The following is a 25450-nucleotide window of genomic DNA, read 5'->3' as shown; positions in this document are numbered from 1 at the left end:
CAGTCGGCCGGCCCGCCCTCCACTCTGCGAATCCGACGGAAGGCCTGCGAAGCCCAGTGGCTCAGTACATCTACACCATGGTGCGTGCGCGCAAGGCGCACGGCGACAAGGTGATCCTGGACGACGTCACCCTGTCGTTCCTGCCCGGCGCCAAGATCGGCGTCCTCGGCCCGAACGGCGCCGGCAAGTCGACCGTCCTCCAGATCATGGCGGGCCTCCAGCAGCCCTCCAACGGGGACGCGAACCTCGCGCCGGGTGCCACCGTGGGCATCCTGCTGCAGGAGCCGCCGCTCAACGAGGAGCTCGACGTGCGCGGCAACGTCGAGGAGGCGGTCAAGCCCCTCCGCGACGCGCTGACCCGCTTCGAGGAGGTCAGCGCGGCGATGGGGGAACCCGACGCCGACTTCGACGCCCTCATGGCCGAGCAGGGCGAGCTCATGGAGCTCATCGAGAACCACGACGGCTGGGAGCTCGACGCCCGCATCGAGCAGGCGATGGACGCGCTGCGCTGCCCGCCCGGGGACGCCGACGTCACCGTGCTCTCCGGCGGTGAGCGCCGTCGCGTCGCGCTGTGCAAGCTGCTGCTCGAGGCGCCGGACCTGCTGCTGCTCGACGAGCCCACCAACCACCTCGACGCCGAGAGCGTGGCCTGGCTGGAGCAGCACCTGGAGAAGTACGCCGGCACCGTCGTGGCCGTCACCCACGACCGGTACTTCCTCGACAACGTGGCGCAGTGGATCCTCGAGCTCGACCGCGGGCGCGCCTTCCCGTACGAGGGCAACTACTCCACCTACCTCGAGACCAAGGCCGCCCGCCTCAAGGTCGAGGGCGCCAAGGACGCCAAGCGGCAGAAGCGGCTGGCGGAGGAGCTGGAGTGGGTCCGCTCCGGCGCCAAGGCCCGCCAGGCCAAGAGCAAGGCCCGCCTCCAGCGCTACGAGGAGATGGCGGCCGAGGCCGACAAGTACCGCAAGCTGGACTTCGAGGAGATCCAGATCCCGCCGGGCCCGCGGCTGGGCAACGTCGTCGTCGAGACCAAGGACCTCACCAAGGGCTTCGGCGACCGCGTCCTCATCGACGACCTGTCGTTCACGCTGCCGCGCAACGGCATCGTCGGCGTCGTCGGCCCCAACGGCGTCGGCAAGACCACGCTGTTCAAGATGCTGGTCGGCGAGGAGAAGCCGGACGACGGCGAGATCAAGGTCGGCGAGACCGTCAAGCTCTCCTACGTCGAGCAGTCCCGGAGCGGCATCGACCCCAAGAAGACCCTGTGGGACGTCGTCTCCGACGGCCTGGACCACATCAAGGTCGGCAACGTGGAGATGCCCTCCCGGGCCTATGTCGCGGCCTTCGGCTTCAAGGGCCCGGACCAGCAGAAGCCGGCCGGCGTGCTGTCCGGCGGTGAGCGCAACCGCCTCAACCTCGCCCTGACCCTCAAGCAGGGCGGCAACCTGCTGCTGCTCGACGAGCCGACCAACGACCTGGACACCGAGACGCTGACCAGCCTGGAGTCCGCGCTGCTGGAGTTCCCCGGCTGCGCCGTCGTGGTCAGCCACGACCGGTGGTTCCTCGACCGCGTGGCGACGCACATCCTCGCCTACGAGGGTGAGTCGAAGTGGTTCTGGTTCGAGGGCAACTTCGCCGACTACGAGAAGAACAAGGTCGAGCGGCTCGGCCCGGAGGCCGCCCGGCCGCACCGCGCGACCTACCGGAAGCTGGCCCGGGACTGACGGAGGACCCCTCTCCCCCCCACGGGCGCGCAGGCTCGCCGGGGGACCCGGCGGAGGGGCCCCCACGACGGCCGGCCGGAGCAGCTGCTCCGGCCGGCCCTCGGCGTCTGCCCCCAGCAGGTCGCCGGACCGCGTGGTGGGGCCGTGGGCGGATGGGGCAGGGTGTCCGGCGTGCGGTACACGGTGCAGGTCCCGATGCGCTGGTCGGACATGGACGCCTACGGCCACGTCAACAACGTCGTGTTCCTGCAGTACTTCGAGATGGCCCGGGTCGACCTGTTCTTCGAACGGGCCTCGCTCGAGGAGCGCAGCGGGCTCCGGCGGGGCACCGTCGTCGCCGCGCACGAGGTGCGGTACAAGCGGCCGGTGGTCTACTCGGCCCGGCCGCTGGACGTGCAGATCTGGGTCTCGGACATCCGCGCGGCGGCCTTCACCTGTCACTACGAGCTGTTCGACCACGAGCGCCTCGCGGTCACCGGCAGCACGCTGCTCGCGCCCTTCGACTTCTCCCTGGACCGGCCGCGCCGGCTCACCACCGAGGAGAAGGAGTTCCTCGCCCGCTGGACCGACGAGCCGCCGCCGGCCTGACGCCGCGCCGGCGCCGGTCGGTCAGCGGACGGCCGGCGCCCCCACCACACCGCCGCCGGCCCGCAGCCAGTCGCGCGGGGGAGCGGTCTCCACCACCCGCTTGCCGAGCGGGAACAGGCCGACGGCGGCCAGCTTGAACGACGCGACCCCGAACGGGATGCCGATGATCGTCACGCAGAACGCGATGCCGCTGACGATGTGCACCAGCGCGAGCCACCACCCGGCGACCAGGAACCACACGAGGTTGCCGAGCGCCGAGGCGACACCGGCGCCGGGGGCCGGCACCGTCGTCCGGCCGAACGGCCACATCACGAAGCCGGCCAGCCGGAAGGCGGCGATGCCGAAGGGGATCGTCACCACCAGCAGGCAGGCGATCAGGCCTGCCAGTGCGTAGGCGAGGGCCAGGATCCAGCCCTGGAAGACCAACCAGACGACGTTGAGCAGCGTCCTGAACGTGTCCACGGCTGTTCCACGGGCCGCGCCGCGGAACGGTTCCGCGCGGTCAGTCGACGATCCGGGGCACCGGCCGGTCGGCGCCGGAGGGCGCGCCCCGGCGGGCGGCCTCCTCCTCCGACAGGGCCCGGATCGGCGCCCCCTCAGCGATCGGCGCCCCGGCGAACACCGCGGCGTTGATCCCCCCGCGGTGCACCATCGCCTTCACCAGCCGCGCGCCGGTCAGCCGCTCCAGGTGCGTGCAGGGTGGGCAGCGCTTCATCCCGAACAGCAGCGCGTCCCCGACCGCGAACCAGCGGCCGACGAGCGCGGGGAGGTCGATCCCGGCGGTCACCAGGTTGCGCCGGGTGTCCCCGGGCGTGAGCGGGACCCCGGCCTCCGCCGCCACGGCGGCCACGTCGTCGGCGTCGATCAGCGTGAGCTGCTTCTCCAGGTCCGGATAGGCGGCCCAGGTGCCGCCGCCGAGGGCGTAGCGGTCGCCCTCCAGCCCGGCGCCGGCCAGCAGCCGCGCCGACCCGACCCGCCGCATCGGCGCCGCCGCGACGCCGGTCAGCCAGATCTCGGTGAGCACCCCGCCGACCGGCATCAGGCCCGCCTCGGCGATCCGCGCCGCGCGGGGGCGTCGTCGGCCCCCCGGGCGTCCAGGGCCTCGCTCAGCGTGTGCGCCAGCCGCAGGACCCGGACCAGCAGCGGCACGAGCAGGCCGAACCGCAGCCGCTCGGCGCCGCGCGCGGCCTGGGCCTCCCGGATCCGGGCCGCCTGGTCGGCCACCAGCGGGATGAACCGCAGGGTCATGGCCACCACCAGGCCGATGCGGGCCGGCCGCACCCCGACCACCCGCAGCGGCCCGGCCACCCACTCGACCACCGCCACGAGCGCCGTCACCCGGGTCGTCGACGTGACCACCGCCGCGGCCAGCACCAGCGTCAGCACCCGCAGCACCGCCACCGTCCCGGTCCGCCAGTCGGTGACCAGCAGGTGCACCCCGAGGAGGGCGGCCAGCCAGAGCCACACCGGCCGGGCGTGCGCCGCCAGCACCGTGGCGGGCAACCGCGCGACGAGCAGCGCCACCGCGAGGACGGCGGCCAGCGCACCGGCCATCACCTCGAGCCGGGCGGTGGTGAACAGCCCCACCCCGAGTCCCGCGAGCACCGCCAGCTTCAGGCCCGCCGGCGCGCGGTGGACCGGGCTGGTGCCGCGGAGGTACAGCGACAGCATCAGCCTGTCCTCGTCACGTACCAGGGCACCGTCTCCGCGGGCGACCCGTCGGCGGCGACCCGGCCGTCCTCGAAGACCAGCACCCGGTCGAAGCCGGCCAGGAGGTCCAGGTGGTGGGTCACGACGACGACGTCCTGCTCGAGCTCGTCGATGACGCGGGCCACCCGGCGGGTGTTGGCGAGGTCCAGCAGGGTCGTCGGCTCGTCGAACACGATCCGCTCGGGGCGCATGACGAGGACCCCGGCGATCGCCAGCAGCTGCTTCTGCCCGCCGGAGAGCAGGTGGGCGGGGTGGTCGCGATGCCCGGCGAGGCCGTACCGCGCCAGGACGTCGTCCACCCGCCGGGCGATCTCCTCGGCCGGCAGGCCCTGGTTGGCCGGCCCGAAGGCGACGTCCTCGGCGACGGTGGGGTGCACGATCTGCGCGTCGGGGTCCTGGAACACGAAGCCCACCCGCCGGCGCACCTCCCGGGCCCGGGTCCGGGTGTCCAGCCCGTCGACGAGGACCGCTCCAGAGGTCGGCACGACCAAGCCGTTGAGCAGCCGCGCGAAGGTGCTCTTCCCGGACCCGTTGGCGCCGATGACGCCGATGCGGGGCTCTTTAAGCGTCAGGGACACCCCCGCCAGCACGGTCCGGTCGCCGTAGGAGTGGGTGACCTCGCGCAGCTCGACCGCCGTCCGCGGCAGGGCGACAGCGGCCGCGGTCGCGGCCTCCCGCCGTCCCCACCGCACGGTCAGCCGGCCGTCGCGCGCCGGCCGGGCAGCTCGATGACCGGGTAGGCGCGGCGCACCGCGACGGCCACCACCGAGGCCACGACGGCCTTGACCACGTCGCCGGGGACGAACGCCAGCGAGCCGGTGAACGCGGCAGAGAGCGGGATGTCGGCGTAGAGGCTGGTGACCGGGACGCCGATCGCGTAGATCACGACGACGCCGCCGACCAGGTTCGCCACCAGCGCCCACGCCAGGTTGAACCGCCGCCAGGTCAGCTGGGTGAGCAGGCCGATGACGAACGCCGCGACCGGCCAGCTGTACAGGAACCCGGCGGTGGGGCCGACGAACACGCCCAGCCCGCCACGACCGCCCGACAGCACCGGCGCCCCGACGGCGACCACGGCCAGGAACACCAGCAGCGCCAGCGCACCCCGTCGCGCCCCCAGCACCGAGCCGGCCAGCATCACGCCGAGCGTCTGTGCGGTGATCGGCACCGGGATGCCGGGGACCGGGACCGGGGGCAGCAGGCCGAGGACGGCGGTGATCGCCGCGAACAGTGCGACGTAGGCGAGGTCCCTGGTCTTCACGGCGGTCTCCTCGTGCCGGTGGCGGGTCGGTGCAGGCCCGCTCGGGTCCCCGCGGAACGTACCGGAGTGCCGCCCGCGGGCCTCGCTCCCGCCCACCGCGGGGGCCGGCGACGACCGGACCCGAGCCGCCGGACGGGGCTCCCCAACCGGTCGCCGAGGGTGGCGGCGCGCTCACCTGCAGATACGCCAGCCGGTTTGCCCGGCTCGCCGAGGCCGTGTTGTCTGGGGTTCCTGAGCCCCCTCGGCGAAGGCGGAACTGGGCATGGCAAGCGGGTGGTGGGCGTCGCTGCGGTCGTGGGGACACCCCCTCCCGCGGGAGCTCCCCGTGGAGCGACCGCGGGACCCGCCCTCGCCGGACGTGCCTCCGGCCGTCGACGAGGAGGCCGCGCACCGCGCTCCGGCCGGTGCGACGCGCAGCGGTGCGGCACCGATGCCGCCCCGGCACTCCGCGCGCCGACAGCCGCCCGGTCCGGCCGGTCCACCCGGGCCGCCGGCCGACCCGGTCCGCAGCACCCCGCTGCGTGCCATCCCCGACACGACAGGAGTTCCACCCGTGGCACAGCTCGACAACGTCATCGCCGACCTGCTCGCGATCGAAGGCGCCAGCGGCGCCGCGATCGTCGACATCGACAGCGGGATGGCCCTCGCGGCCGGCGGCACCCCGGGGTTCGACCTCAACGTGGCCGCAGCCGGGAACTCCAACGTCGTCCGCGCGAAGCTGCGCACCATCCAGGACCTCGAGCTGAAGGACGAGGTCGAGGACATCCTGATCACGCTGCAGAACCAGTACCACCTGATCAACGTGCTCAAGGGACAGGGCAACGCCGGCCTGTTCATCTACCTCGTGCTCAACCGCGTGACCGCGAACCTCGCCCTGGCGCGGCACAAGCTGCGGGCCGTCGCGGGCACCGTGGCCGTCTGACGACGTCGCGGCGCCGCCGGGCCCCAGGGCCGGGCGGCGCCGGGCCCCGTCCCGAGGCTCGGCGCCGGCCCCGTCCCGGGTCCCGCTCTGAGCTGGCGAAGGATGAGGAGGACGGGGTCTTCCTCAGGCGGCGGAGGTCGCGGCCTCGACGATCCGCTCCCGCACGGAGTCCAGCGCGAGTTCGCCGGTGTCGATCCAGCGGGCGACGCGGCCGTCGGCCACGATGCCGACGCGGTCGCAGAAGTCGGCCAGCTCGTCGGGGTCCACCGACACCACGACCACCGAGGTCCCGTGTGCGGTCGCCTCGTCGATCAGCTGGCGCACCTGCTGGCGGGCCCGGACGTCCAGGCCGCGGGCGGGCTCGTGCAGTACGACGACGTCCCGGGCCGAGGCCATCCACCGGGCCAGCGCGAGCTTGTGCTGGTCGCCGCCGGACAAGGCGCCGACCGAGGTGCGGATGCTCAGCGTCTTGACGTCGAGCCGGTGGACGGTCTTGATCACCCGGCGCAGGGAGGCGATCTCCTTGCGCAGGTCGGTGAGCGCACCCCACGGCTCGTCGGTGAGGGTGCGGGCGATCGTCTCGCCGGGGTCGACCCCGTAGGCGTCGTCGTCCGGGCGGTAGGCGGGCAGCCGCAGGGCGCCGTCCCCGGAGGGGTCCAGCGAGCGCTTCTGACCGTGCAGCACGGCCTCGTCGCTGAGCGCCGGCAGCTCCCCGGTCAGGGCGCCGGCGATCTCCTGGACGCCGGAGGTGCGCAGCCCCGTCAGCCCGACCACCTCGCCCCTGTGCAGCAGGAGGTCGACCCCCGCCACCCGCCCGGGGACCCGCAGGTTGCGGACCGACAGTGCGATCTCCTCGGAGGCGGCCGGCCGGGCCGGCAGGGGGGCGGGGAGCTCCTCCGGCGGGGACAGCGGGGCGACCGCCGGCTCCCGGCGGACCGGCAGCGACACCGGTCCGCCCACCGTCTCCGCGGCCAGCCGGCCCGGGTCGAGGGCCGCGCTGGGGCTGTCGAGGACGATCCGGCCCTCCCGCAGCACCAGCACCCGGTCGACCACCTCGAGCATCTCGGGCAGCCGGTGGCTGATGTAGAGCACGCCGCGGCCCTGCGCGCTCAGCCGGCCGGCGACCGCGTGCAACCGGGTGACCTCCGAGGGCAGCAGCACCGCCGACACCTCGTCGAGCACCACCAGCCGGGTGTCCTCCGCCAGCACGCGGGCGGTCTCCACCAGGGGGTGCACGAAGTGCGGCACGTCCCCGACGGGGGTGTCCGGATCGACGTCCAGGTCGACCTCGGTGAGCAGGACCCGTGCCTGCTCGCGCAGCTCCGCCTGCGGGCGGCCGGCCTGCGCCGTGCCGCGGAACACCGCCTGGGCGAGGGTGAGCGCGGGGTCGATCCGGACCAGTTGCTCGACGACCCCGACGCCGACGTGCCGGGCGTCGGCCGCCGACAGCGGCGCGTAGGGGTGGCCGTCCAGCGTCATCGCCCCGGCGTCCGCCGCGGTGATCCCGGCGACGATGTCACCGAGGGTCGACTTGCCCGCGCCGTTGGTCCCGACCAGCCCGACGATCTCGCCCTCGGCGAGGTGGAAGGAGACCTCCCGCAGGACCCGCCGGCCCCCGAAGGACTTGCACAGGCCGTCGACCTCCAGCAGCGCCATGGGCGGCGGGCCTCCCCCGAGATGGTCCCCGACCACGGGGTCGGTCGATCGTCGTCTCAGCGTCCCCCGCGACGCTTCGTCACCGGTCCGATGCTACCCGCGCACGGCGCTGGCGCCCGGTGAGGTGGTCCTCCTTCAGGCCCGCAGCCACACCGCCGCGTCGTCCGGCAGCACCCCGCTCGGAACGTCGGCGCTGGCCAGCAGCACCTCGCCCTCGGGCAGCGGGACGTCGTCCCCCGAGACGTTGAGCAGGCACACCAGCCCGCCCGGACGGCGGAACGCCAGGCACCCGTCCGGCGCGGGCAGCCAGGTCAGCGACTCGCCGGCGAAAACCGGGGAGGTGCGGCGCAGGGCGAGCGCCGCCCGGTACAGCGACAGCACCGAACCGGGGTCGCCCGCCTGCGCCTCCGCGGTGAGCGGGCCCCAGCCCTCCGGCATGGGCAGCCAGGTGTCCGGCCGCGAGGAGAAGCCGTAGGAGGGCTCGGTCCCCGACCAGGGGACCGGGATGCGGCAGGCGTCGCGGCCGCGCTCGGCGTGCCCGGAGCGCTCCCAGATGGGGTCCTGCAGCGCCTCGTCCGGCAGCTCGACGTCGGGCAGGCCCAGCTCGTCGCCGTTGTAGAGGTAGGCCGCGCCGGGCAGGGCCAGCTGCAGCAGCGCCGCCGCGCGGGCGCGCCGGGTGCCCAGCTCGCCGCCGCCGTAGCGGGTCACGTGGCGCGGCCGGTCGTGGTTGGACAGCACCCAGCAGGCGGGGGCCGGGGTGCCCTCGACGGTGGCCAGCGAGTGGACGACGGCGTCGCGCAGGTCGTCGGCCGACCACTCGGCGGTGAGCAGCTTGAAGTTGAACGCCAGTTGCAGCTCGTCGGGGCGCAGGTACCGGGCCAGGCGGTCGTCGTCGGAGACCCACACCTCGCCGACGGCCATCGTGCCCGGGTACTGGTCGAGCACCGTGCGGACGTGCCGGTGCACCTCGTGCACGCCGTCGTCGTCGAACCGGTGGTCGCCGGGACCGTGGTCGTCGAGCAGGCCGGTGTCCTCCATGGGGAGCATGTCCGGCAGCCCCTCGGGCTTGGCCATGCCGTGCGCGACGTCGATCCGGAACCCGTCGACGCCGCGGTCCAGCCAGAACCGCATGGTCGCCTCGAGGTCGGCGAGCACCTCGGGGTTGGTGAAGTCCAGGTCCGGCTGCTCGGGCGCGAACAGGTGCAGGTACCACTGGCCGTCGGGCACCCGGCTCCACGCCGGCCCGCCGAACACCGAGGGCCAGTTGTTCGGCGGCTCGGCGCCGTCCGGGCCGCGGCCCTCGCGGAAGACGTAGCGCGCCCGCTCAGGGGAACCCGGGTGCGCGGCCAGCGCCGCCTGGAACCACGCGTGCCGGTCCGAGGTGTGGTTGGGCACGAGGTCGACGGTCACGCGGATGCCCGCGGCGTGCGCCTCGGCCAGCAGCGCGTCGAACTCCGCGAGGTCGCCGAACGCCGGCTCGACGTCGCGGGGGTCGGCGACGTCGTAGCCGTGGTCGGCCATGGGGGAGGGGTAGAACGGCGTGATCCACAGCGCGTCGACACCGAGGTCCACCAGGTGCGGCAGCCGCGCGCGGATGCCGGCCAGGTCGCCGACGCCGTCGCCGTTCCCGTCGGCGAAGCTGCGGATGTAGACCTGGTAGAAGACAGCGTCCCGCCACCAGTCCGGGCCGGTCGTGCGGGCAGCGGTCGGGGACGGGTCCGGGATCACCGGGCTCCTCAGGTTGTGGCCCCCTCGCAGGGACCCGCCACGAGCGTGCGAGTGGCGGGGGGCGAGGGGGTCCTCTTTCACACGGGCGAGAGGCCGCCGGGCGCGTCGTCGGGCCAGCGGTTCTGCATGCTGCGGGCGGCCATCTCCATGTAACCCCAGAGCGTCGCGTCCTGCTCGGCGGTCAGCTCGAGGGAGTCCACGGCGTCGCGCATGTGGGACAGCCACGCGTCGCGCTCGGCCGCCCCGATCGCGAAGGGGGCGTGCCGCATCCGCAGCCGGGGGTGCCCGCGCTGCTGGGAGTAGGTGGTGGGCCCGCCCCAGTACTGCTCGAAGAACATCCGCAGGCGGGTCTCCGCGCCCGCCCAGTCGTCCTGGGGGTACAGCGGCGCGAGCACCGGGTCGGTGCGGACGCCGGCGTAGAAGCGGGCGACGAGCCGCGCGAAGGTGGGGGCGCCGCCGACCTCGTCGTAGAAGGTCCGCGCCGAGGGCAGGCTCGAGCTCACGCCCCCGATGGTCCCGCAGTCGGCACCTCGGCTGCCACGTGACCCTGGGTACGTCGGAAGCACAGCAGCGGCGGGACCACGGCGACCAGGCCCACCCCGCCGACCAGCGCGACCACGACGCCGGGCGAGAGCCCCTCGGCGGCCAGGCCCGCGGCGAGCACCCCGAGCCCCTGGACGCCGTACAGGCCGCTCACCGCGACACCGAAGGCCCGGCCGCGGTAGGCCTGGGGGACGGCCTGGACGAAGGCGACGTTGAGCGGGATCACCCACGCCGCGCCCAGGCCCGCGACGAACATCAGCACGACGACCAGCACGTAGGCGCCGCGACCCGGGCCGGCCCAGCCGGCGACCAGCCCGGCGAGCAGGATCGGCAGCAGCGACAGCACGACGAGCGCGGGCACCAGCCGCTCCCGCCGGGGCTGGGTCACCGTCCGCGCGAGGACCAGCCCGCCCAGGGTGACGCCGAGCGGGTTGGCCGCCAGCAGCAGGCCGACCTGCGGGGCGCCCTCGCGGAGCTGGTCGACCAGGGGGGTGGCGATGCCCTCGGCGGCGTTGGCGAACAGGGTGCCCACCCAGGTGAGCGCGATGATCGCCCGCAGCCGGGGGGTCCGGCCGATCAGCCGCAGCCCGGTGCCGGCGTCCCGCCAGATCGACCGCGGTCCGCCGTCCCCCGGGTCGGCGTCCGGGGCCGGACGGCGCTGCAGCCGGCTCCACAGCCACAGGGCCGAGACGGCGAAGGTGGCCGCGTCCAGCAGCAGGACCACCGACGGCTGCAGGACGGCGACCAGCCCGCCGGCGAGCAGGAAGCCGGCCACCTGGGCGACCTGGGACCCGACGTTGGTCAGGGAGGTGGCCACGGCGTACCGGTCGCCGTCGAGGACGTCGGCCATGAGCGCCGAGCGGGCCGCCTCGAACGGGGGCGCGCAGAGGGCCACCACGAGCAGCAGCCCGAGCAGCACCGGCAGCGGCGTGCCGGGGATCGCCATCCCCGCGACCAGCAGGGTGCGGGCGACGTCGGTGGCGATGAGCACCCGGTGGCGCGGGAAGCGGTCGGCCAGGGTGGACAGCAGCGGGCCGCCGACCAGCCACGGCAGGTAACTGATGCCGAAGGTGATCGCGGACAGCAGCGCCGAGGAGGTGCGCTGGTAGACCAGCACGGTCAGCGCGACCCGCGCCAGCTCGTCGCCGATCGTGGAGAGCAGGTAGCTGCCGAACAGCGGGCGGAACTCCCGGACGGCGAAGACCTCGCGGAACGTCGCCGGGCGGGCGGGGGCCGCGCCGGCCGGGGCGGTGCCGGCCGGCGCGCCGCCGCTCAGCGGACCCCCGCCGCGGCGCCGGACACGGTGCCCAGCAGCGGCAGGGGGGTCTTGACGCCCTCGAGGACGAAGCGCTCCTTGAGGCGCATGCGCAGCTCGCGGCCGACCCGCCACTGGTCGGCGTTGGTCGTGCGCACCTGCAGCCGCAGGAAGACGCCCTCGGAGGTGATCTGCTCGACCCCCAGGGACTCCGGCGCGGCCAGCAGCACGGCGGCCCACCCGTCCTCGGAATACATCTCGTCGGCCACCTCCTGCATCAGCCTGCGGCAGCGCTCCAGGTCGGTGTCGTGGGCGACCGGCATGTCGATCACCACCTGCGCGAAGCCCTGGCTCTTGTTGCCGACCCGGAGGATCTCGCCGTTGCGGGCGTACCAGACCACGCCGTTGACGTCACGCAGCCGGGTGATCCGCAGCCCCACGGCCTCCACGGTGCCGCTGGCCTCCCCGAGGTCGACGACGTCCCCGACGCCGTACTGGTCCTCCAGGATGATGCCGATCCCGGCGATGAAGTCCTTGACGAGGTTCTGCGCGCCGAACCCCAGCGCGACCCCCACCACGCCGGCGCTGGCGAGGATCGGTGCCAGGTTGATGCCCAGCTCCCCGAGCACGAGCACCACCGCGATCCCCAGCACGACGATCGAGGAGCCGCTGCGCAGCACCGAGCCGATCGCCGCGGCCCGCTGGGTGCGCCGGGCGGCGACCTGCTCGGCCGCGTCGCCCTCCGCGACGGCGCGCCCGCGGCGGGCCCGCAGGATCGTGGGGACGCTGCCCGAGGCGGTGCGCTGGGTCAGCCGCCCGATGGCGCGGTGGGCCAGGAGCCGCACGACCGTGGCCAGGACGACGATCAGCAGGATCCGCGCCGGCGTCGCGATCAGGGCCTGGGCGTTCTCGGCCAGCCAGTCCAGCCCCGACCACTCGTAGACCTGCTGGCAGAGCCAGTAGTCGGCGCAGTCGGGAACGGAACCGGCGAGGCCGTCGTCGGCGGCCGCGAGCACGGAGGGTGAAGCAGTCATCACGCAAATACTCTCAGGTTCGGGCGCCGAACGGGGATCCCGTGACCGGTCGGTCCCTGTGGGCAACGCTCGGCCGCGATCCTCTACCGCGTTCGGCCACGATGCGGTAAAGGCCCCGGTCGGCGTGTTGACGCCCCCGGGGTCACGACCTAGCGTCCGCCGCCGACCCATGCCGAACACGCGATCGACGCGTGTCCGGCACACAGCAGCTCCTGGAGGACCCGTGCGTCGCACCGTTATCAGCCTCACCCTCGCCAGCGCCATGGTGCTGGCCGCGTGCGGAGGCGGGGACGAGGACTCGGGCAGCGGCGGCGGGGGCGAGGGCGGCGGCCTGACCCCGGTGCGCGTCGGCGCCATCCCGATCGTGGACGTCGCCCCGCTCTACCTCGGCATCGAGCAGGGCATCTTCGAGGACGCCGGCCTCGAGGTGGAGCCCTTCCTCGCCCAGGGCGGCGCGGCCATCGTGCCGGCGGTCGTCAACGGCGAGGCCCAGTTCGGCTTCTCCAACATCACCAGCCTCCTGCAGGCCACCGGCCGCGGCGTTCCGCTGGCCCTGGTCGCCCCGGGCCCGGGTGCCACCGGCAACGCCGAGGACGACTTCGCCGCCGTCGTCGTCCCGACCGACAGCCCCGTGCAGACCGCCGCCGACCTCGCCGGCCTGCGGGTGGCGATCAACTCGATCAACAACATCAGCGACACGGTGGTCAAGGAGAGCGTCCGGCAGGCCGGCGGCGACCCGTCGGGCATCGAGTTCGTCGAGATCCCCTTCCCGGACATGGTGGCCGCGGTGAGCACCGGCCAGGTCGACGCCGCGTTCGCCGTCGAGCCCACCGCGACCGTCGGTGAGAGCCAGGGCCTGCGCCGCGTCTCGGCGCCCTACACGGAGACCGACGACGACCTCTCCGTGGCGGGGTACTTCACCTCCGACCAGTACGCGGCGGAGAACCCCGACGTCGTCCAGTCCTTCGCCGAGGCGATGGTGGAGGCGCAGGAGTACGCCCAGGCCAACCCCGACCAGGTCCGCGAGGTGCTGGGCAGCTACACCCAGATCGCCCCGGAGATCGCCCAGCAGCTGACGCTGCCGACCTTCCAGACCGAGATCAACCGCGAGTCGGTGGAGCGGCTGCTCGAGCTCGGCAACGAGGACGGGATCATCGAGGGCGACGTCGACCTGGAGCAGCTCTTCTTCGAGAACTGAGGAAGGACCGCGACGCCGGGCCCCTCGCCCTCCGACCGGAGGCGAGGGGCCCGGCGCTCGTCAGGCCTCCAGGCCGGTGTGCGCCGCCAGGAAGGCCAGCTGGTCGGCGGCCAGCCCGACCGTGCGGCTGACCGCGCGGGCACCGTGGCCCACCGACGTCTCGCGGCGCAGCAGCACCGGCGCCGCCGAGCTCGTCGCGTGCTGCAGGGCGGCGGCGAGCTTGCGGGCGTGCAGGGGGTCGACCCGGGTGTCGGACTCGAAGGTCGTGAACAGCACCGCCGGGTAGCCGGTGCCCTCCACCACCCGGTGGTAGGGCGAGTAGCTGAGCAGCCAGCCGAGCTCCGTGGGGTCGTCGGCGGTGCCGTACTCGTCGTTCCAGGTGCGGCCCAGGCCGAAGCGCTCGTACCGGACCATGTCGAGCAGCGGCGCGCTGCACACGACGGCCGCGACGAGGTCCGGCCGCTGGGTGAGCGTGGCGCCGACGAGCAGGCCGCCGTTGGAGCCGCCCATGACGGCCAGCTGGCCGGGCGTCGTCCAGCCCTCGGCGACCAGGTGCTCCCCGGCGGCGGCGAAGTCGTCGAACACGTTCTGCTTGCGCTCGCGCATCCCCGCGCGGTGCCACTCCTCCCCGTGCTCCGACCCGCCGCGCAGGTTGGCCACCGCCCACACGCCGCCCGCGGCGACCCACGAGAGGGCCTGCGCCGAGTAGGCGGGGGTGAGGGCGACGTTGAAGCCGCCGTAGCCGTAGAGGACGGCGGGGCGCGGCCGGTCCGGGGCGCCGGTGCCGGACAGGACGAACAGGTGCACCGGCGTCCCGTCCGCCGAGGTCGCGTGCGTCTCGACCACCCGCACCTCCGGCACCGCCCCGGCCACCGGCGCCCGCTCCCAGCTGCCGAGCTCCGCGGGGGCGGCGGTGTCCCAGCGCAGCACCGACGGCGGGGTGGCGTGGTCGGTGAAGCCCACCCAGGCCGTGCTGCCGCCCTCCGGGGGCGCGCTGACGCCGGAGACGCTGCCCGGCGGGAGGGCGGTCACGTCGGCCAGCCGGCCGGAGCCGTCCGCGGCCCACAGGGACAGCCGGTCGGTCGCGTCCACCGAGTGCACGGCCAGCACCTGCAGCCCGCCGTCCGGGCCGTCGACGAGGGCCAGGTCGGTGAGCACGCCGTCCTCCTGCTGCGGCACGACGTCCCGCCACGCCTGCGGAGCCCAGGTGGCGGGGTCGGCCGGGTCGGCGACCGCCAGCCGCCACCGGGGCGTGTCCCGGTCGCTCAGCAGCCACAGCCGCCCGTCGCGGGCGACCCAGGCGGCGGTCTGCGCGTCGACGCCCACCTGCAGCTCGCGGAGGGCGCCGTCCCCGGCCAGGTCGGCCAGCCAGACGTCGTCCCGCGGGGCGGTGCCGACCGACGCCGACACGGCCAGCCAGCGGCCGTCGCGGCTGGTGCGGACGCCGAAGTAGGTGGCGGGGTCGCTGCCCTCGCCGTGGACCAGGACGTCGCCGTCCGGGTCGGCGCCCACGCGGTGGCGCCACACCCGCCGGTGGAACTGCTCCTCGCCGTCGGGCACCCGGTCGGGGGCCAGCCGGCGCACGTAGAACAGCTCCTCGCCGCCGGGCAGCCAGGCGACGGGGGAGTACCGGCAGCGGTCGACGGGGCCGTCGAGCTGCTCCCCGGTGGCCACGTCGAGGACGTACAGCCGCGACTCCTCGTCCCCGCCGGTGGACAGCTGGTAGGCCAGCCGGTCCCCCTCCCACGACGGCGACCACGCGTCGAGGGTCGTGGTGCCGGAGGGGTCGATCCCCATCGGGTCGACGAGGACGCGGGTGGTGCCGTCGGGCTCGCGGACCCGCAGGACGGCGTGCTCCTGGCCGGGGTCGCGGCGGGTGGAGAACGCCCGCCCGGCCCGCCACACCGGAACCCCGACCGCGCCGGCGTGGACCAGCTCCTCGAGGCGCGCGGCGAACCGGTCGCGCAGCGGCAGCGCGGCCAGCGCCTCGGCGGTCAGCGCGTCCTGGGCCTGGGTCCAGGTGACCGTCCGCGGGTCGCTGGGGTCCTCCAGCCAGCGGTAGGGATCGGCGACCGGGTGTCCGTGGAGGTGCTCGACGAGGTCGAGCCGTTCGGCGTGGGGATGGCGCACGCCGGCCACGGTAGTGAGCCGCCCGGGCCCTCCCGGAGCGCGCATGGCCCGGTGCAGGTCAGAATGGGGACGCCCGCGGGTCGCACTGCACCCGGCGCGCGGCCCCGGGCGCCGGAGGTGCCCCGTGCCGCGTCCTCACCACGGGTCGTCCGCAGGCCATCCAGGTCCGCGGCGCGACCCCCACTCCCCGCCGTCGCCGCCTGCCCCCGCTCGGGTCACCGCGGCCGCGACCCTGCTCCTGAACGCCACGTACGAGCCCCTGTGCGTGGTCTCCAGCCGCCGGGCCATCGTGCTCGTGCTGGCCGACAAGGCCGTCTCCGTGGACTCCGCACCGGAGGAGGTGCACTCGGAGTCGGTGACCCTCCCGGTGCCCGTCGTGGTGCGGCTGACCCGCTACGTGCGGGTGCCCTACCCCTCGCAGGTGCCGCTGTCCCGGCGGGCGGTGTTCACCCGGGACGGGTCCACCTGCGTCTACTGCGGCAACTCGGCGACGAGCATCGACCACGTCGTCCCCCGCAGCCGCGGCGGCACCCACACCTGGGACAACGTCGTCGCGGCCTGCCGGCGGTGCAACCACACCAAGGCCGACCGGTCGCTGGCGGAGCTGGGCTGGAAGCTGCCGAACCCGCCGCGCACCCCGAGCGGCGCGGCCTGGCGGCTGCTGGGCGCGCGCACCGTCGACCCGCGGTGGCGGGAGTGGCTCGGCGTGCCGGAGAGCGTCAGCGCATGAGGGCGGACCGCCTGCAGGGTGCCGCCCCGTGACCTCACCGGGGACCGCGCGGCGGCTGTGGGCGCTGGGCGAGCCCTTCCACGCGCTCACCTACTTCGCCGACGAGTGCCGGAGCGCGGCCCAGGCGGCCGGCCTGACGGGCTTCTGGTCGGCCTACTTCGCGCTGCGCGCGGCACCGCTGGGCCCGGTCGGCCCCGAGGTGGTGACGGCGGCCTTCTACAACTTCGCGCCGGGGTTCGTGGCGCGCCGGGTGCCGGCGGTGTGGGACGCGGTGACGCCGGAGGCCGCGCTGGCCGCGCGGCTCGCCGGGGTGGACGCCGCCGCCGGCCGGGTGCTGGTGCCCGACTGGCCGGCCGCGGAGGCGGCCGCGCTGGCCGGGATCGCCGCGGCGGCGGTCGACCTGCCCGGCCGGCCGCTGGCCGCGGGGAACGCGGGTCTGCCGGTGCCCGGCGAGCCACACCTGGCCCTGTGGCAGGCGCTCACCACGCTGCGCGAGCACCGGGGGGACGGGCACAACGCGGCGCTGCTGCAGCGGGAGATCTCCGGGGTGGGCGCGCACGTGCTGGCCGCCGCGGCGGGCCGCACCGAGAAGGAGTGGCTGATGCGCGCCCGCGGGTGGGATGCGCAGGCGTGGGACGCCGCCGTCGAGGACCTCGCCGGCCGGGGCTGGCTGGCCGACGGCGAGCTCACCGCGGAGGGCACGGCGATCGTGGCCGCGGTCGAGGCCGACACCGACCGCCTGGCGCTCGGGCCGTGGCGGGAACTGGGCGACGCGCGCTGCGACCGGCTGGCCGAGCTGCTGGGTCCGCTGCGCCGCGCCGTCCTGGCCGCGGGGCTGTGGCCCGATCGCAACCCCATCGGCGTCCCCGACCCCGATTGAGCGGGGTAAAGGAAGCTCTCCCCACGTCGGCCGGCCGGATACGGGGGCAGAGCTTCCAATGCCTCGTGGGGCCGTCGTCAGGTGACGCGGGCGCGCTCGGTCGGGTAGCGCTCGTGGGCGCCGGTCGCCAGCACCTCGCGGAAGCGGTCCATCGCGTCCCACACGTCGGTGAAACGGGTGTAGAGCGGCGCGGGGCCCAGCCGCACCCGGTCCGGCGTCCGGAAGTCCGGCACCACGCCGCGGTCGACCAGGGCCTGGGTCAGCTGCCACGCCTGCGGATGGGCGAGGGTGACGTGCGATCCGCGCCGCGCCGGGTCCCGCGGGGAGGCCAGGACGACGCCGTGCGGGGCCAGCCAGGCGTCGGCCAGCGCCACGGCCAGTTCGCCCATCGCGCGCCCCTTGGCGGCCAGCGCGGGCATCCCGGCCTCGGCGACCAGCCGCGCGCCGACCTCCACCGCGGCCATCGCCACCACCGGCGGCGTCCCGACGCCGAACCGCTCGATGCCGGGCACCGGGTCGTAGGCCGGCCCCATGGCGAACTGGTCGCGCTGGCCGAACCAGCCCCAGATCGGCTGGCGCAGCTGCTCCTGCAGCTCCCGCCGCACGTAGAGGAACGCCGGCGCACCGGGCCCGCCGTTGAGGTACTTGTAGGTGCACCCGACGGCGAGGTCGGCGCCGGTGGCGGCCAGGTCGACCGGCACCGCCCCGGCGGCGTGCGAGAGGTCCCACAGCACCAGCGCGCCGACGTCGCGGGCGGCCGCGGTCACCGCCGCCACGTCGGCCAGCGCCCCCGACCGGTAGGCGACGGCGGAGAGGACGACGACCGCCACCCGCTCGTCCAGCGCGCCGGCCAGCACCGCCGGGTCCAGCCCCTCGTCGACGTCGGCCGTGACCTCCCGCACCGTCATCCCCCGCGCCTGCGCGACCCCCGCGACGATGTAGCGGTCGGTGGGGAAGTCGTCGGCGCAGCAGACGAGCACGTCCCGCCCGGGCCGGGCGTCGGCGGCCGCGACCAGCAGCTTGTAGAGGTCCACCGAGGTGGAGTCGCTGACCAGCACCTCGCCCGGCCGCGCGCCCAGCACCCCCTCGGCCAGCAGGTCCCCGACCCGGGTCGCCGCGCCGATCCAGGAGGACCAGGACCCGACCAGCCCGCGCCCCCACTCCTCCTCGACGGTGCGGGCCAGCGCGGCCGGCGTCTCCCGCGGCATCCGCCCGAGCGAGTTGCCGTCCAGGTAGAGCAGGCCGTCCTCGCCGGCGCCGGCGAAGCGCTCGCGGAAGCCGGCCAGCGGGTCGGCGGCGTCGAGGGACTCGGCGGAGGCGCGGGAGAGGTCCACGCCGTCCTGTCTACCGGTCCCCGCGCAGCTAGCGTCGCTCCCGTGACCCAGCTGCACGACCTCTCCGCGCTCGAGCAGGCCGCCGCCGTCCGGGCGCGCGAGGTCAGCCCGGTCGAGCTCGTCGAGCACGCGCTGCGGCGCGTCGAGGCGCTCGACGCCGGGCTCGGCGCCTTCCTCACCGTCACCCCCGAGCGGGCCCTGGCTGCGGCGCGGGAGGCCGAGCGCCGGGTCGCGCGCGCCGGGGACCTGCCGCCGCTGCTCGGTGTCCCGACCGCGATCAAGGACCTCAACAACACCGCCGGGGTCCGGACGACGTTCGGCTGCACCGTCTTCGCCGATAACGTGCCCACCGTCGACGACGCCGTCGTGGCCAGGCTGGCCGCCGCCGGCACCATCTCGGTCGGCAAGACGAACACACCGGAGTTCGGATTCCCCTGCTACACCGACAACGCGCTCGCCGGGCCGGCCCGCTGCCCGTGGGACCGCTCCCGCCTGGCCGGCGGCTCGAGCGGGGGAGCGGCGGTGGCCGTGGCGGCGGGGATGCTGCCGTTCGCCCAGGGCAGCGACGGCGGCGGCTCCATCCGGATCCCGGCGAGCATCAACGGGCTGTACGGCATCAAGCCCACCCGCGGCCGGGTGAGCAACGCCCCGTTCGGGGCCGACGTCACGGGGCTCGGCACCAACGGGCCGCTGGCCCGGACCGTCCGGGACGCCGCCGCGATGCTCGACGCGATGGCCGGGCCGGTGGCCGGTGACGCGACGTGGGCGCCGCCGCCTCCTCCCGGGGAGACCTTCCTCGGCTACGCCGACCGGCCGCCGGGTCGGCTGCGGATCGGCCGGTACCAGGAGTCCCCGATGCCCGAGGAGGCGCTCGAGCCGGAGGTGCGCGCGGCGTTCGACGACGCCGCGCGGCTGCTGGCGGACCTCGGGCACGAGGTGACCGACGTGCCGCCCGGCCTGCTCGGCCCCGAGGTGCTCCCCGCCTTCGAGCGGGCCTGGACGCTGTCGGGGACGCTGCTGCCGGTCCCGCCGGGCCGGCTGCGGGAGCTGCGGCCGCTCACCCGCGAGCTGCGGGCGCGGGGACTGGCGCTGTCCGCGCAGTCGGCGATGGAGGCGCTCACCGCGCTGCGGCTGTTCGCCCGCCGGTTCGTCCAGGCCACCGCCGGCTTCGACGTCCTGCTCGCGCCGGTCACCACCATGACGCCGCGGCCGCTGGGCTGGTTCGACGCCGACGGGGACGGCGCCGCGGACTTCGAGCGGCAGAAGCGCTACGCCGCGTTCACCGCCGTCTTCAACGTGACCGGGCAGCCGGCGGTCAGCGTTCCGCTGTCCTGGACGGCGGGGGGTCTGCCGGTCGGCACCATGCTCGTGGGCCGCCCCGCCGACGAGGCCACCCTCATCTCGCTCTCGGCGCAGCTGGAGGCGGCCCGGCCGTGGGCGCACCGCCACCCCGACGGATGGGACTGACCGGGAGGGACCGACCGGCTCCCGGTAGGTTGGGGCCGTGTCCGTCGTCGAGACCCTCCTCGTCTACGTGGGGGCCCCGCTGGCCGTGGTCCTCTTCCTGGCGTTGCTGACCCTGCGTCCCGGCAAGGGGCAGAAGAAGCTGCGCTACAAGCCCGGCCAGTCGTGGGACCACGAGCCCGTCTGGTACGAGCCGCACGTGGCCGGAGGCGGCCACGGTCCGGCTCCCGCGCACGGCCCCGCGGGTGTCCCGGGTGAGGGCACCGCGGCGCTCGGGTCGTCGGTGTACCCCGAGCAGCACGGCGAGCGCTCCACCGGCTCGCCCGGCGCCCAGACCGCACCGCACACCGGCTCGGGGAGGCGCGGGTCCACCGCCCTGCCCTCCGCGGCCGCGGTCGCCTCGGCCCGCCCCTACGGCGGCGCCCGCGGGACGTGGTGACCCCCGTGGCCTCGACGAACCCCACCTCGAACGTCCCCGGAGGCCGCAGATGACCCGCGCGCTGGAAGCCACGTCGCACGACACGGCGACGTCCGCCGGCACCGCGCCGACCCGCACCGACGAGAGCCAGGCGCCGGACTCGATCTTCGGCTACCGGGACCTGCTGCGCGTGGACGAGGCGCTGACCATGTCCTCCCGGGAGACCGGCCTGCGGTTCACCCTCTACATCGGCGACCTCGGGACGCAGACCCGCAGCCGCGCCGAGGAGCTGTTCGAGCAGTCGGGCGGCAACCTCGCCGAGTCGGTGCTGCTCGCCATCTCGCCCGGGCAGCGCGTCATCGAGGTCGTCGCCGGCTCGGCGGCCTCCCGCCGGCTGCCCGACCGCGCCTGCGCGCTGGCCGTGCTGTCGATGACCAACTCCTTCGGCTCGGGCGACCTGGTCGGCGGCATCGTCAACGGCCTGCGCCAGCTGTCCGACCAGGCCGGTCACCCGCGCAACCTGCGCCCGCACTGAAAGAGGACCCTCCTGCCCCCCGCCAGTCGCGAGCTCGCGGCGGGACCCTGCAGGAGGGCCACTGGACGCTCGCGGGACCCGGGACAGGGCCATCCGGCTCAGGACTGAACGGCTGATGCGAGAGGCCCAGGACCCGGCAGGGTCCTGGGCCTCTCGCGTCGAGCGCCTCAGCCCTCTGCCGCGGCGTCCCGTTCGCGGGCCCGCAGCGCCCGTGCGATCCCGTCCCGGCCCTCGGCGACCAGGCGGCGCAGCGGGGCCGGGTGGTCGGCGCCGGCCAGCCAGGCGTCGGCGGCCTGCACGGTGCGCAGCTCGACCACCGGCGGGAACAGGTACTGCACCGCGTTCTTGGCGATCTCGCCGGGACGCCGGTCCCACAGCTCCCGGATGTCGGCGAAGTAGCGCTCGACGTAGCCCGCCGTCAGGTGCCGCTGGGCCGGGTGCCAGAAGCCCAGCAGCATCGCCTCGTGCACCGCGTTCGGGACGGTGTCGTCGGTGAAGGCCCGCCGCCAGGTCTCCTCCTTGGACTCCGCCGTCGGGCGCAGCGCCCGGGCCGTGGCCGCCCGGCGGGCTCCGGTCGCCGTCGCGTCGCGGGTCTCCTCGGCCTCGATCTCGGCGTCCCCGGCCGCGCCGATGGCGACCAGCCCGTGCAGGAACGCCCAGCGGGCGTCGGCGTCCACGGGGAGACCCTCGACGGTGTGCGACCCGTCGAGCAGCCGCCGCAGGAACGCGGCGTGCTCCTCGGTGCGGGCGGCACCGGCGAAGGTCCGGGACCACTGCAGCTGGCTGTCGGTGCCCGGCTCCGCGGCCTCCAGCGCCGCCAGCGCCTTGTCGGCCAGCGCCCGCCAGCCGGTCTCGGCCCATCGCGGGTCGGCGTAGCTGGCCAGGGCGGTCTGCACGCGGGCCAGGAGGGACTGCACGACGCTGATCTCGGTCTCGGCGTCCACCCCGCCCAGCACGAGCGTCACCCAGTCGCGGGCCGGCCACTCGGCGTCCCGGGTCATGTCCCAGGCCGCGGACCAGCACAGCGCGCGCGGCAGCGAGTCGGGGAGCGTGCCGATGCCCTGCGTGAGCGAGGTGAGCGACCGCTCGTCCAGGCGCAGCTTGGCGTAGGTCAGGTCGTCGTCGTTGACCAGCACGAGGTCGGCGACCGGGTGGCCGACCAGCTCGGGCACCTCGGTCCGGGCGCCGTCGACGTCCAGCTCCACCCGCGTGGTGCGGGTCAGGCCGCCGGGGCCGGTGTCGTAGAGCCCCACGGCCAGCCGGTGGCGGCGCAGTACGGGGTGCTCGGGGACGGCGGTCTGCTCGATGGCGAAGGAGGCGTAGCGGCCGTCGTCGGTGCGCGTGGTGACCGGCCGCAGCGTGTTGACCTGGCTGGTCTCCAGCCACTGCCGCGACCACGCGGACAGGTCGCGCCCGGTGCTCTCCGACAGCGGGCCCAGCAGGTCGGCGAGGGTGGTGTTGCCGTACTCGTGCTTGCGGAAGTACCGCTGCACGCCGCGGAGGAACTCGTCGCGGCCCACGTAGGCGACCAGCTGCTTGAGCACCGAGGCGCCCTTGGCGTAGGTGATGCCGTCGAAGTTCACCTCGACCGCGGCGACGTCGACCATGTCGGCGGCGATGGGGTGCGTGGAGGGCAGCTGGTCCTGGGCGTAGGCCCACGCCTTCTCACTGTTGGCGAACGTCGTCCAGGCGGTCGTGTACTCGGTGGCCTCGGCCTGGCAGAGCGTGGAGATGTAGGTGGCGAAGGACTCGTTGAGCCAGAGGTCGTCCCACCAGCGCATGGTGACCAGGTCGCCGAACCACATGTGGGCCAGCTCGTGCAGCACCGTCTCCGCGCGCCGCTCGTACCGGGCGCGGGTCGCCTTCGACCGGAAGACGTAGTCCTCCAGGATGGTGACCGCGCCGGCGTTCTCCATGGCGCCGGCGTTGAACTCGGGCACGAACAGCTGGTCGTACTTGTCGAACGGGTACGGGTAGTCGAAGACCCGGTGGTAGAAGTCGAAGCCCTGCTTGGTGACGCGGAACAGCTCCTCCGGGTCGAGGTACTGGGCCAGCGAGGCGCGGCAGTACAGCCCGAGCGGGATGCCCTCGTGCGAGTCGGTGACCCGGGCGTAGGGCCCGGCGATCAGCGCGAGCAGGTAGGTGGACAGCCGCTTGGTCGGCGCGAAGTGCACCAGCTGCGCCCCGCCCGGGCCGGCCTCCACGGTGCGCCCGCCGGTGTTGGACACGACCTGCCAGTCGAACGGCGCGGTCACGTGCACCGTGTAGGCGGCCTTGAGGTCGGGCTGGTCGAAGCAGGTGAAGACACGCTTGGCCTCGGCCGGCTCGAAGTGCGTGTAGAGGTAGACCTGACCGTCCTCCGGGTCGACGAAGCGGTGCAGCCCCTCGCCGGAGTTGGAGTACCGGCAGTCGGCGACGACGACCAGCGTGTTCTCCGCGGCCAGCCCCGGCAGCGGCAGGCCGCCCTCCTCGGTGTAGCCGGCCACGTCGAGCTCGACGCCGTTGAGCGTGGCCGAGTGCACCCGCTCGGCCACCAGGTCGATGAACGTGTCGGCGCCCGGCCGCCGGCAGCCGAACCGCACCGTGGTGGTCGACCCGAACGTGTGCTCCCCGGGGCGCCCGGCGCCGTCGGTGAGGTCGAACTGGACGTCGTAGTCGTGCACCGCCAGCAGGCTGGCGCGGGCAGCGGCGTCATCGCGGGTCAGGTTGGGTACGGCCACGGACGCGAGCTTCCCATGCGGCGCCGACAGCCCGTCGCGGACGGCGACCGGTTGAGGGAACAACCACCACCCCGTCCGACTTGGGGACGAGCAGGACGGTCCGGCAGCGAGGGACACCGGCGACCGAGCGTGCGAGGTCGCGACGACACAGCACCGTCGGGCACCGGTCCGGCGAGCGCAGCGAGGAGGACACATGACCGAGGCAGTGCAGAGCGCCCCCGTGCAGGCACGCGTGGACTTCTGGTTCGACCCGCTGTGCCCGTGGGCGTGGCTGACCAGCCGGTGGGTGCTGGAGGCGGCCAAGGTCCGCGACATCGACCTGCACTGGCACGTCATGTCCCTGGCGGTGCTCAACCGCGGGCGTGACCTGCCCGAGCAGTACCAGGAGATGATGAGCAAGGCGATCGGCCCGGTGCGGGTGGCGATCGCGGCGGCGCAGCAGCACGGCGACGAGGTCCTCGGCGACCTCTACACCGCGATGGGCACCCTGCGGCACCACGAGGGCGTCGAGCTCGACGAGCTGGTCGCCCCGGCGCTGGAGCGGGTCGGCCTGCCGGCGTCCCTGGCCGAGGCCGCGACCTCGACCGAGTACGACGAGGCGCTGGAGAAGAGCCACCACGAGGGCATGGACCCCGTGGGCGACGACGTCGGCACCCCGGTCATGCACATCGACGGCGTGGCGTTCTTCGGCCCGGTGATCAGCCGGGTGCCCACCGGCGAGGACGCCGGCCGCGCCTTCGACGGCGCCGTCCTGCTGGCCAACCTGCCGGACTTCTGGGAGCTCAAGCGGACCCGCCTGTCCGGTCCGGACATGGACTCCGTCCCGGCCGACGCCGTCCGGCATGCTGATCGCGTGCCGCACCCCGTCCGCCAGCGCATCCTGATCACCGGCGCGAGCTCCGGCCTCGGCGAGGGCATGGCCCGCCGCTTCGCCGCCCTGGGCCGTGACCTCGCCCTCGTCGCCCGTCGCACCGACCGGCTCGACGCCCTGCGCGAGGAACTGGTCGGCGCGCACCCCGGCATCCGGGTGGTCACCGCCGAACTCGACGTCGACGACGCGGCAGCGGTCGAGGAGGTCGTGCCGCAGCTGGCCGGGGAGCTGGGCGGGATCGACCGGTTCATCGCCAACGCCGGCATCGGCAAGGGCGCCTCGGTCGGCACCGGCCAGGCCTGGGCCAACCGCGCGACGCTGTTCACCAACGTGCTCGGCACCCACGCCCAGTGCGAGGCGGCGGTCGAGCTGTTCCGCGCGCAGGGCAGCGGCCACCTCGTCGTCATCTCCTCGGTCGCCTCGATCCGCGGCATGCGTGGCAGCCGGACGGCGTACGGCGCCAGCAAGGCCGCGCTCAACGCCCTCGCCGAGGGCATCCGCGCCGACCTGCTCGGCACCGGCATCGCGGTCACGACGGTGCTGCCCGGCTACATCGCGACCGACCTCAACGAGGGGCGCCGCGGGCCGTTCACCGTCGGTCTCGACCGCGGCGTGCACGCGCTCACCGCCGCGATCGAGCGCGAGCCGGTGCGCGCCTACGTGCCCGAGTGGCCGTGGCGGCCGGTGTCCGCGCTGCTCCGCGTGCTGCCGCTGCCCGTCCTCCGCCGGCTCACGTAGCAGCGGAG

At 74.9% G+C, this 25450-nt stretch carries 23 protein-coding genes; 10 read left to right on the top strand and 13 right to left on the bottom strand.

Features of this window, described 5'->3' with window-relative positions:
* Positions 1 to 56 precede the first annotated feature (56 nt).
* Both ettA and PGN05_RS09750 read left to right on the top strand, forming a co-directional pair.
* The gene (gene ettA, locus PGN05_RS09755) at positions 57 to 1727 is read left to right on the top strand and encodes an energy-dependent translational throttle protein EttA (RefSeq protein WP_419752332.1); all 1671 of its coding nucleotides are present in this window, start codon (positions 57 to 59) and stop codon (positions 1725 to 1727) included.
* Between the two features lie 171 nt (positions 1728 to 1898).
* Complete coding sequence (locus PGN05_RS09750) at positions 1899 to 2315, top strand: acyl-CoA thioesterase (protein ID WP_419752331.1); 417 nt, start codon at positions 1899 to 1901, stop codon at positions 2313 to 2315.
* A 21-nt stretch (positions 2316 to 2336) separates the two neighbouring features.
* Here PGN05_RS09750 and PGN05_RS09745 read toward each other — a convergent pair whose 3' ends face one another.
* Genes PGN05_RS09745 through PGN05_RS09725 form a run of 5 tightly spaced genes read right to left on the bottom strand, consistent with a single transcriptional unit; the run spans position 2337 to position 5286 of the window.
* Positions 2337 to 2777, bottom strand: coding sequence for a YccF domain-containing protein (locus PGN05_RS09745; protein WP_419752330.1), 441 nt, complete (start codon positions 2775 to 2777; stop codon positions 2337 to 2339).
* Positions 2778 to 2817: 40 nt separating this feature from the next.
* Positions 2818 to 3354 carry an MOSC domain-containing protein gene (locus tag PGN05_RS09740; RefSeq protein WP_419752329.1) on the bottom strand — a complete coding sequence of 179 codons (537 nt, stop codon included), beginning with the start codon at positions 3352 to 3354 and terminating at the stop codon, positions 2818 to 2820.
* Positions 3354 to 3986, bottom strand: a complete 633-nt coding sequence (locus tag PGN05_RS09735) for an energy-coupling factor transporter transmembrane component T family protein (RefSeq protein ID WP_419752328.1) — start codon at positions 3984 to 3986, stop codon at positions 3354 to 3356. The genes PGN05_RS09740 and PGN05_RS09735 overlap by 1 nt, the downstream gene beginning before the upstream one ends.
* Positions 3986 to 4717 carry an energy-coupling factor ABC transporter ATP-binding protein gene (locus tag PGN05_RS09730; protein ID WP_419752327.1) on the bottom strand — a complete coding sequence of 244 codons (732 nt, stop codon included), beginning with the start codon at positions 4715 to 4717 and terminating at the stop codon, positions 3986 to 3988. The genes PGN05_RS09735 and PGN05_RS09730 overlap by 1 nt, the downstream gene beginning before the upstream one ends.
* A gap of 2 nt (positions 4718 to 4719) precedes the next feature.
* Positions 4720 to 5286, bottom strand: a complete 567-nt coding sequence (locus tag PGN05_RS09725; protein ID WP_419752326.1) for a biotin transporter BioY — start codon at positions 5284 to 5286, stop codon at positions 4720 to 4722.
* Positions 5287 to 5839: 553 nt separating this feature from the next.
* On the opposite strand from PGN05_RS09725, the gene PGN05_RS09720 reads away from it, so the two are divergent.
* Entirely contained in the window at positions 5840 to 6208 is a 369-nt protein-coding gene (locus PGN05_RS09720) for a hypothetical protein (RefSeq protein WP_419752325.1), read from the top strand.
* 123 nt (positions 6209 to 6331) lie between these two features.
* Here the strand turns inward: PGN05_RS09720 and PGN05_RS09715 are convergent, their stop codons facing one another.
* The 5 genes from PGN05_RS09715 to PGN05_RS09695 all read right to left on the bottom strand — a co-directional run bounded on the left by PGN05_RS09715 (position 6332) and on the right by PGN05_RS09695 (position 12424).
* Positions 6332 to 7864 carry an ATP-binding cassette domain-containing protein gene (locus tag PGN05_RS09715; RefSeq protein ID WP_419752324.1) on the bottom strand — a complete coding sequence of 511 codons (1533 nt, stop codon included), beginning with the start codon at positions 7862 to 7864 and terminating at the stop codon, positions 6332 to 6334.
* A 135-nt stretch (positions 7865 to 7999) separates the two neighbouring features.
* Positions 8000 to 9592 (bottom strand): glycoside hydrolase family 13 protein, encoded by a 1593-nt coding sequence (locus tag PGN05_RS09710; RefSeq protein ID WP_419752323.1) that lies wholly within the window; start codon positions 9590 to 9592, stop codon positions 8000 to 8002.
* Between the two features lie 77 nt (positions 9593 to 9669).
* Positions 9670 to 10095 (bottom strand): globin, encoded by a 426-nt coding sequence (locus PGN05_RS09705; RefSeq protein WP_419752322.1) that lies wholly within the window; start codon positions 10093 to 10095, stop codon positions 9670 to 9672.
* The gene (locus PGN05_RS09700; protein ID WP_419752361.1) at positions 10092 to 11411 is read right to left on the bottom strand and encodes an MFS transporter; all 1320 of its coding nucleotides are present in this window, start codon (positions 11409 to 11411) and stop codon (positions 10092 to 10094) included. The genes PGN05_RS09705 and PGN05_RS09700 overlap by 4 nt, the downstream gene beginning before the upstream one ends.
* Complete coding sequence (locus tag PGN05_RS09695) at positions 11408 to 12424, bottom strand: mechanosensitive ion channel family protein (protein ID WP_419752321.1); 1017 nt, start codon at positions 12422 to 12424, stop codon at positions 11408 to 11410. Before PGN05_RS09695 ends, PGN05_RS09700 begins: the two co-directional genes overlap by 4 nt.
* 223 nt (positions 12425 to 12647) lie before the next feature.
* On the opposite strand from PGN05_RS09695, the gene PGN05_RS09690 reads away from it, so the two are divergent.
* Positions 12648 to 13622, top strand: a complete 975-nt coding sequence (locus PGN05_RS09690; RefSeq protein WP_419752320.1) for an ABC transporter substrate-binding protein — start codon at positions 12648 to 12650, stop codon at positions 13620 to 13622.
* A 60-nt stretch (positions 13623 to 13682) separates the two neighbouring features.
* Here PGN05_RS09690 and PGN05_RS09685 read toward each other — a convergent pair whose 3' ends face one another.
* Positions 13683 to 15752: a prolyl oligopeptidase family serine peptidase gene (locus PGN05_RS09685; RefSeq protein ID WP_419752319.1), complete on the bottom strand. Its 2070-nt coding sequence runs from the start codon at positions 15750 to 15752 to the stop codon at positions 13683 to 13685.
* A gap of 232 nt (positions 15753 to 15984) precedes the next feature.
* Here PGN05_RS09685 and PGN05_RS09680 point away from each other — a divergent pair, with 232 nt between their 5' ends.
* Positions 15985 to 16482 (top strand): HNH endonuclease, encoded by a 498-nt coding sequence (locus PGN05_RS09680; protein WP_419752360.1) that lies wholly within the window; start codon positions 15985 to 15987, stop codon positions 16480 to 16482.
* A gap of 28 nt (positions 16483 to 16510) precedes the next feature.
* Entirely contained in the window at positions 16511 to 17362 is an 852-nt protein-coding gene (locus tag PGN05_RS09675) for an SCO6745 family protein (RefSeq protein ID WP_419752318.1), read from the top strand.
* Between the two features lie 77 nt (positions 17363 to 17439).
* Here the strand turns inward: PGN05_RS09675 and kynU are convergent, their stop codons facing one another.
* Complete coding sequence (gene kynU / locus PGN05_RS09670) at positions 17440 to 18696, bottom strand: kynureninase (protein ID WP_419752317.1); 1257 nt, start codon at positions 18694 to 18696, stop codon at positions 17440 to 17442.
* Between the two features lie 42 nt (positions 18697 to 18738).
* Here kynU and PGN05_RS09665 point away from each other — a divergent pair, with 42 nt between their 5' ends.
* From PGN05_RS09665 to PGN05_RS09655, 3 genes are read left to right on the top strand one after another with little or no spacing between them, the layout of a single operon-like run.
* A complete protein-coding gene (locus PGN05_RS09665; RefSeq protein ID WP_419752316.1) occupies positions 18739 to 20163 on the top strand; it encodes an amidase in 1425 nt (474 codons plus the stop codon).
* Positions 20164 to 20200: 37 nt separating this feature from the next.
* The gene (locus PGN05_RS09660) at positions 20201 to 20599 is read left to right on the top strand and encodes a hypothetical protein (protein ID WP_419752315.1); all 399 of its coding nucleotides are present in this window, start codon (positions 20201 to 20203) and stop codon (positions 20597 to 20599) included.
* Between the two features lie 49 nt (positions 20600 to 20648).
* Positions 20649 to 21113, top strand: coding sequence for a DUF5130 family protein (locus PGN05_RS09655; protein ID WP_419752314.1), 465 nt, complete (start codon positions 20649 to 20651; stop codon positions 21111 to 21113).
* A 167-nt stretch (positions 21114 to 21280) separates the two neighbouring features.
* On the opposite strand, the gene pepN is transcribed toward PGN05_RS09655, so the two are convergent.
* Entirely contained in the window at positions 21281 to 23833 is a 2553-nt protein-coding gene (pepN, locus tag PGN05_RS09650) for an aminopeptidase N (protein WP_419752313.1), read from the bottom strand.
* A 193-nt stretch (positions 23834 to 24026) separates the two neighbouring features.
* Here pepN and PGN05_RS09645 point away from each other — a divergent pair, with 193 nt between their 5' ends.
* Positions 24027 to 25442, top strand: coding sequence for an SDR family oxidoreductase (locus PGN05_RS09645; protein WP_419752312.1), 1416 nt, complete (start codon positions 24027 to 24029; stop codon positions 25440 to 25442).
* The last annotated feature ends 8 nt before the right edge of the window (positions 25443 to 25450 follow it).

It is taken from the genome of Geodermatophilus sp. CPCC 206100 (assembly GCF_048569675.1).
Taxonomy (GTDB): domain Bacteria; phylum Actinomycetota; class Actinomycetes; order Mycobacteriales; family Geodermatophilaceae; genus Geodermatophilus.
The sequence above is the reverse complement of the archived record's forward strand: the minus strand, read 5'-3'. Positions and strand labels throughout refer to the sequence as shown.

Coding starts and splice junctions, on each gene's coding strand:
- PGN05_RS09740 (WP_419752329.1), bottom strand. CDS start 3,354: ATGCCGGTCGGCGGGGTGCTCACCGAGATCTGGCTGACCGGCGTCGCG.
- PGN05_RS09735 (WP_419752328.1), bottom strand. CDS start 3,986: ATGCTGTCGCTGTACCTCCGCGGCACCAGCCCGGTCCACCGCGCGCCG.
- PGN05_RS09715 (WP_419752324.1), bottom strand. CDS start 7,864: ATGGCGCTGCTGGAGGTCGACGGCCTGTGCAAGTCCTTCGGGGGCCGG.
- PGN05_RS09695 (WP_419752321.1), bottom strand. CDS start 12,424: ATGACTGCTTCACCCTCCGTGCTCGCGGCCGCCGACGACGGCCTCGCC.
- PGN05_RS09655 (WP_419752314.1), top strand. CDS start 20,649: ATGACCCGCGCGCTGGAAGCCACGTCGCACGACACGGCGACGTCCGCC.
- PGN05_RS09645 (WP_419752312.1), top strand. CDS start 24,027: ATGACCGAGGCAGTGCAGAGCGCCCCCGTGCAGGCACGCGTGGACTTC.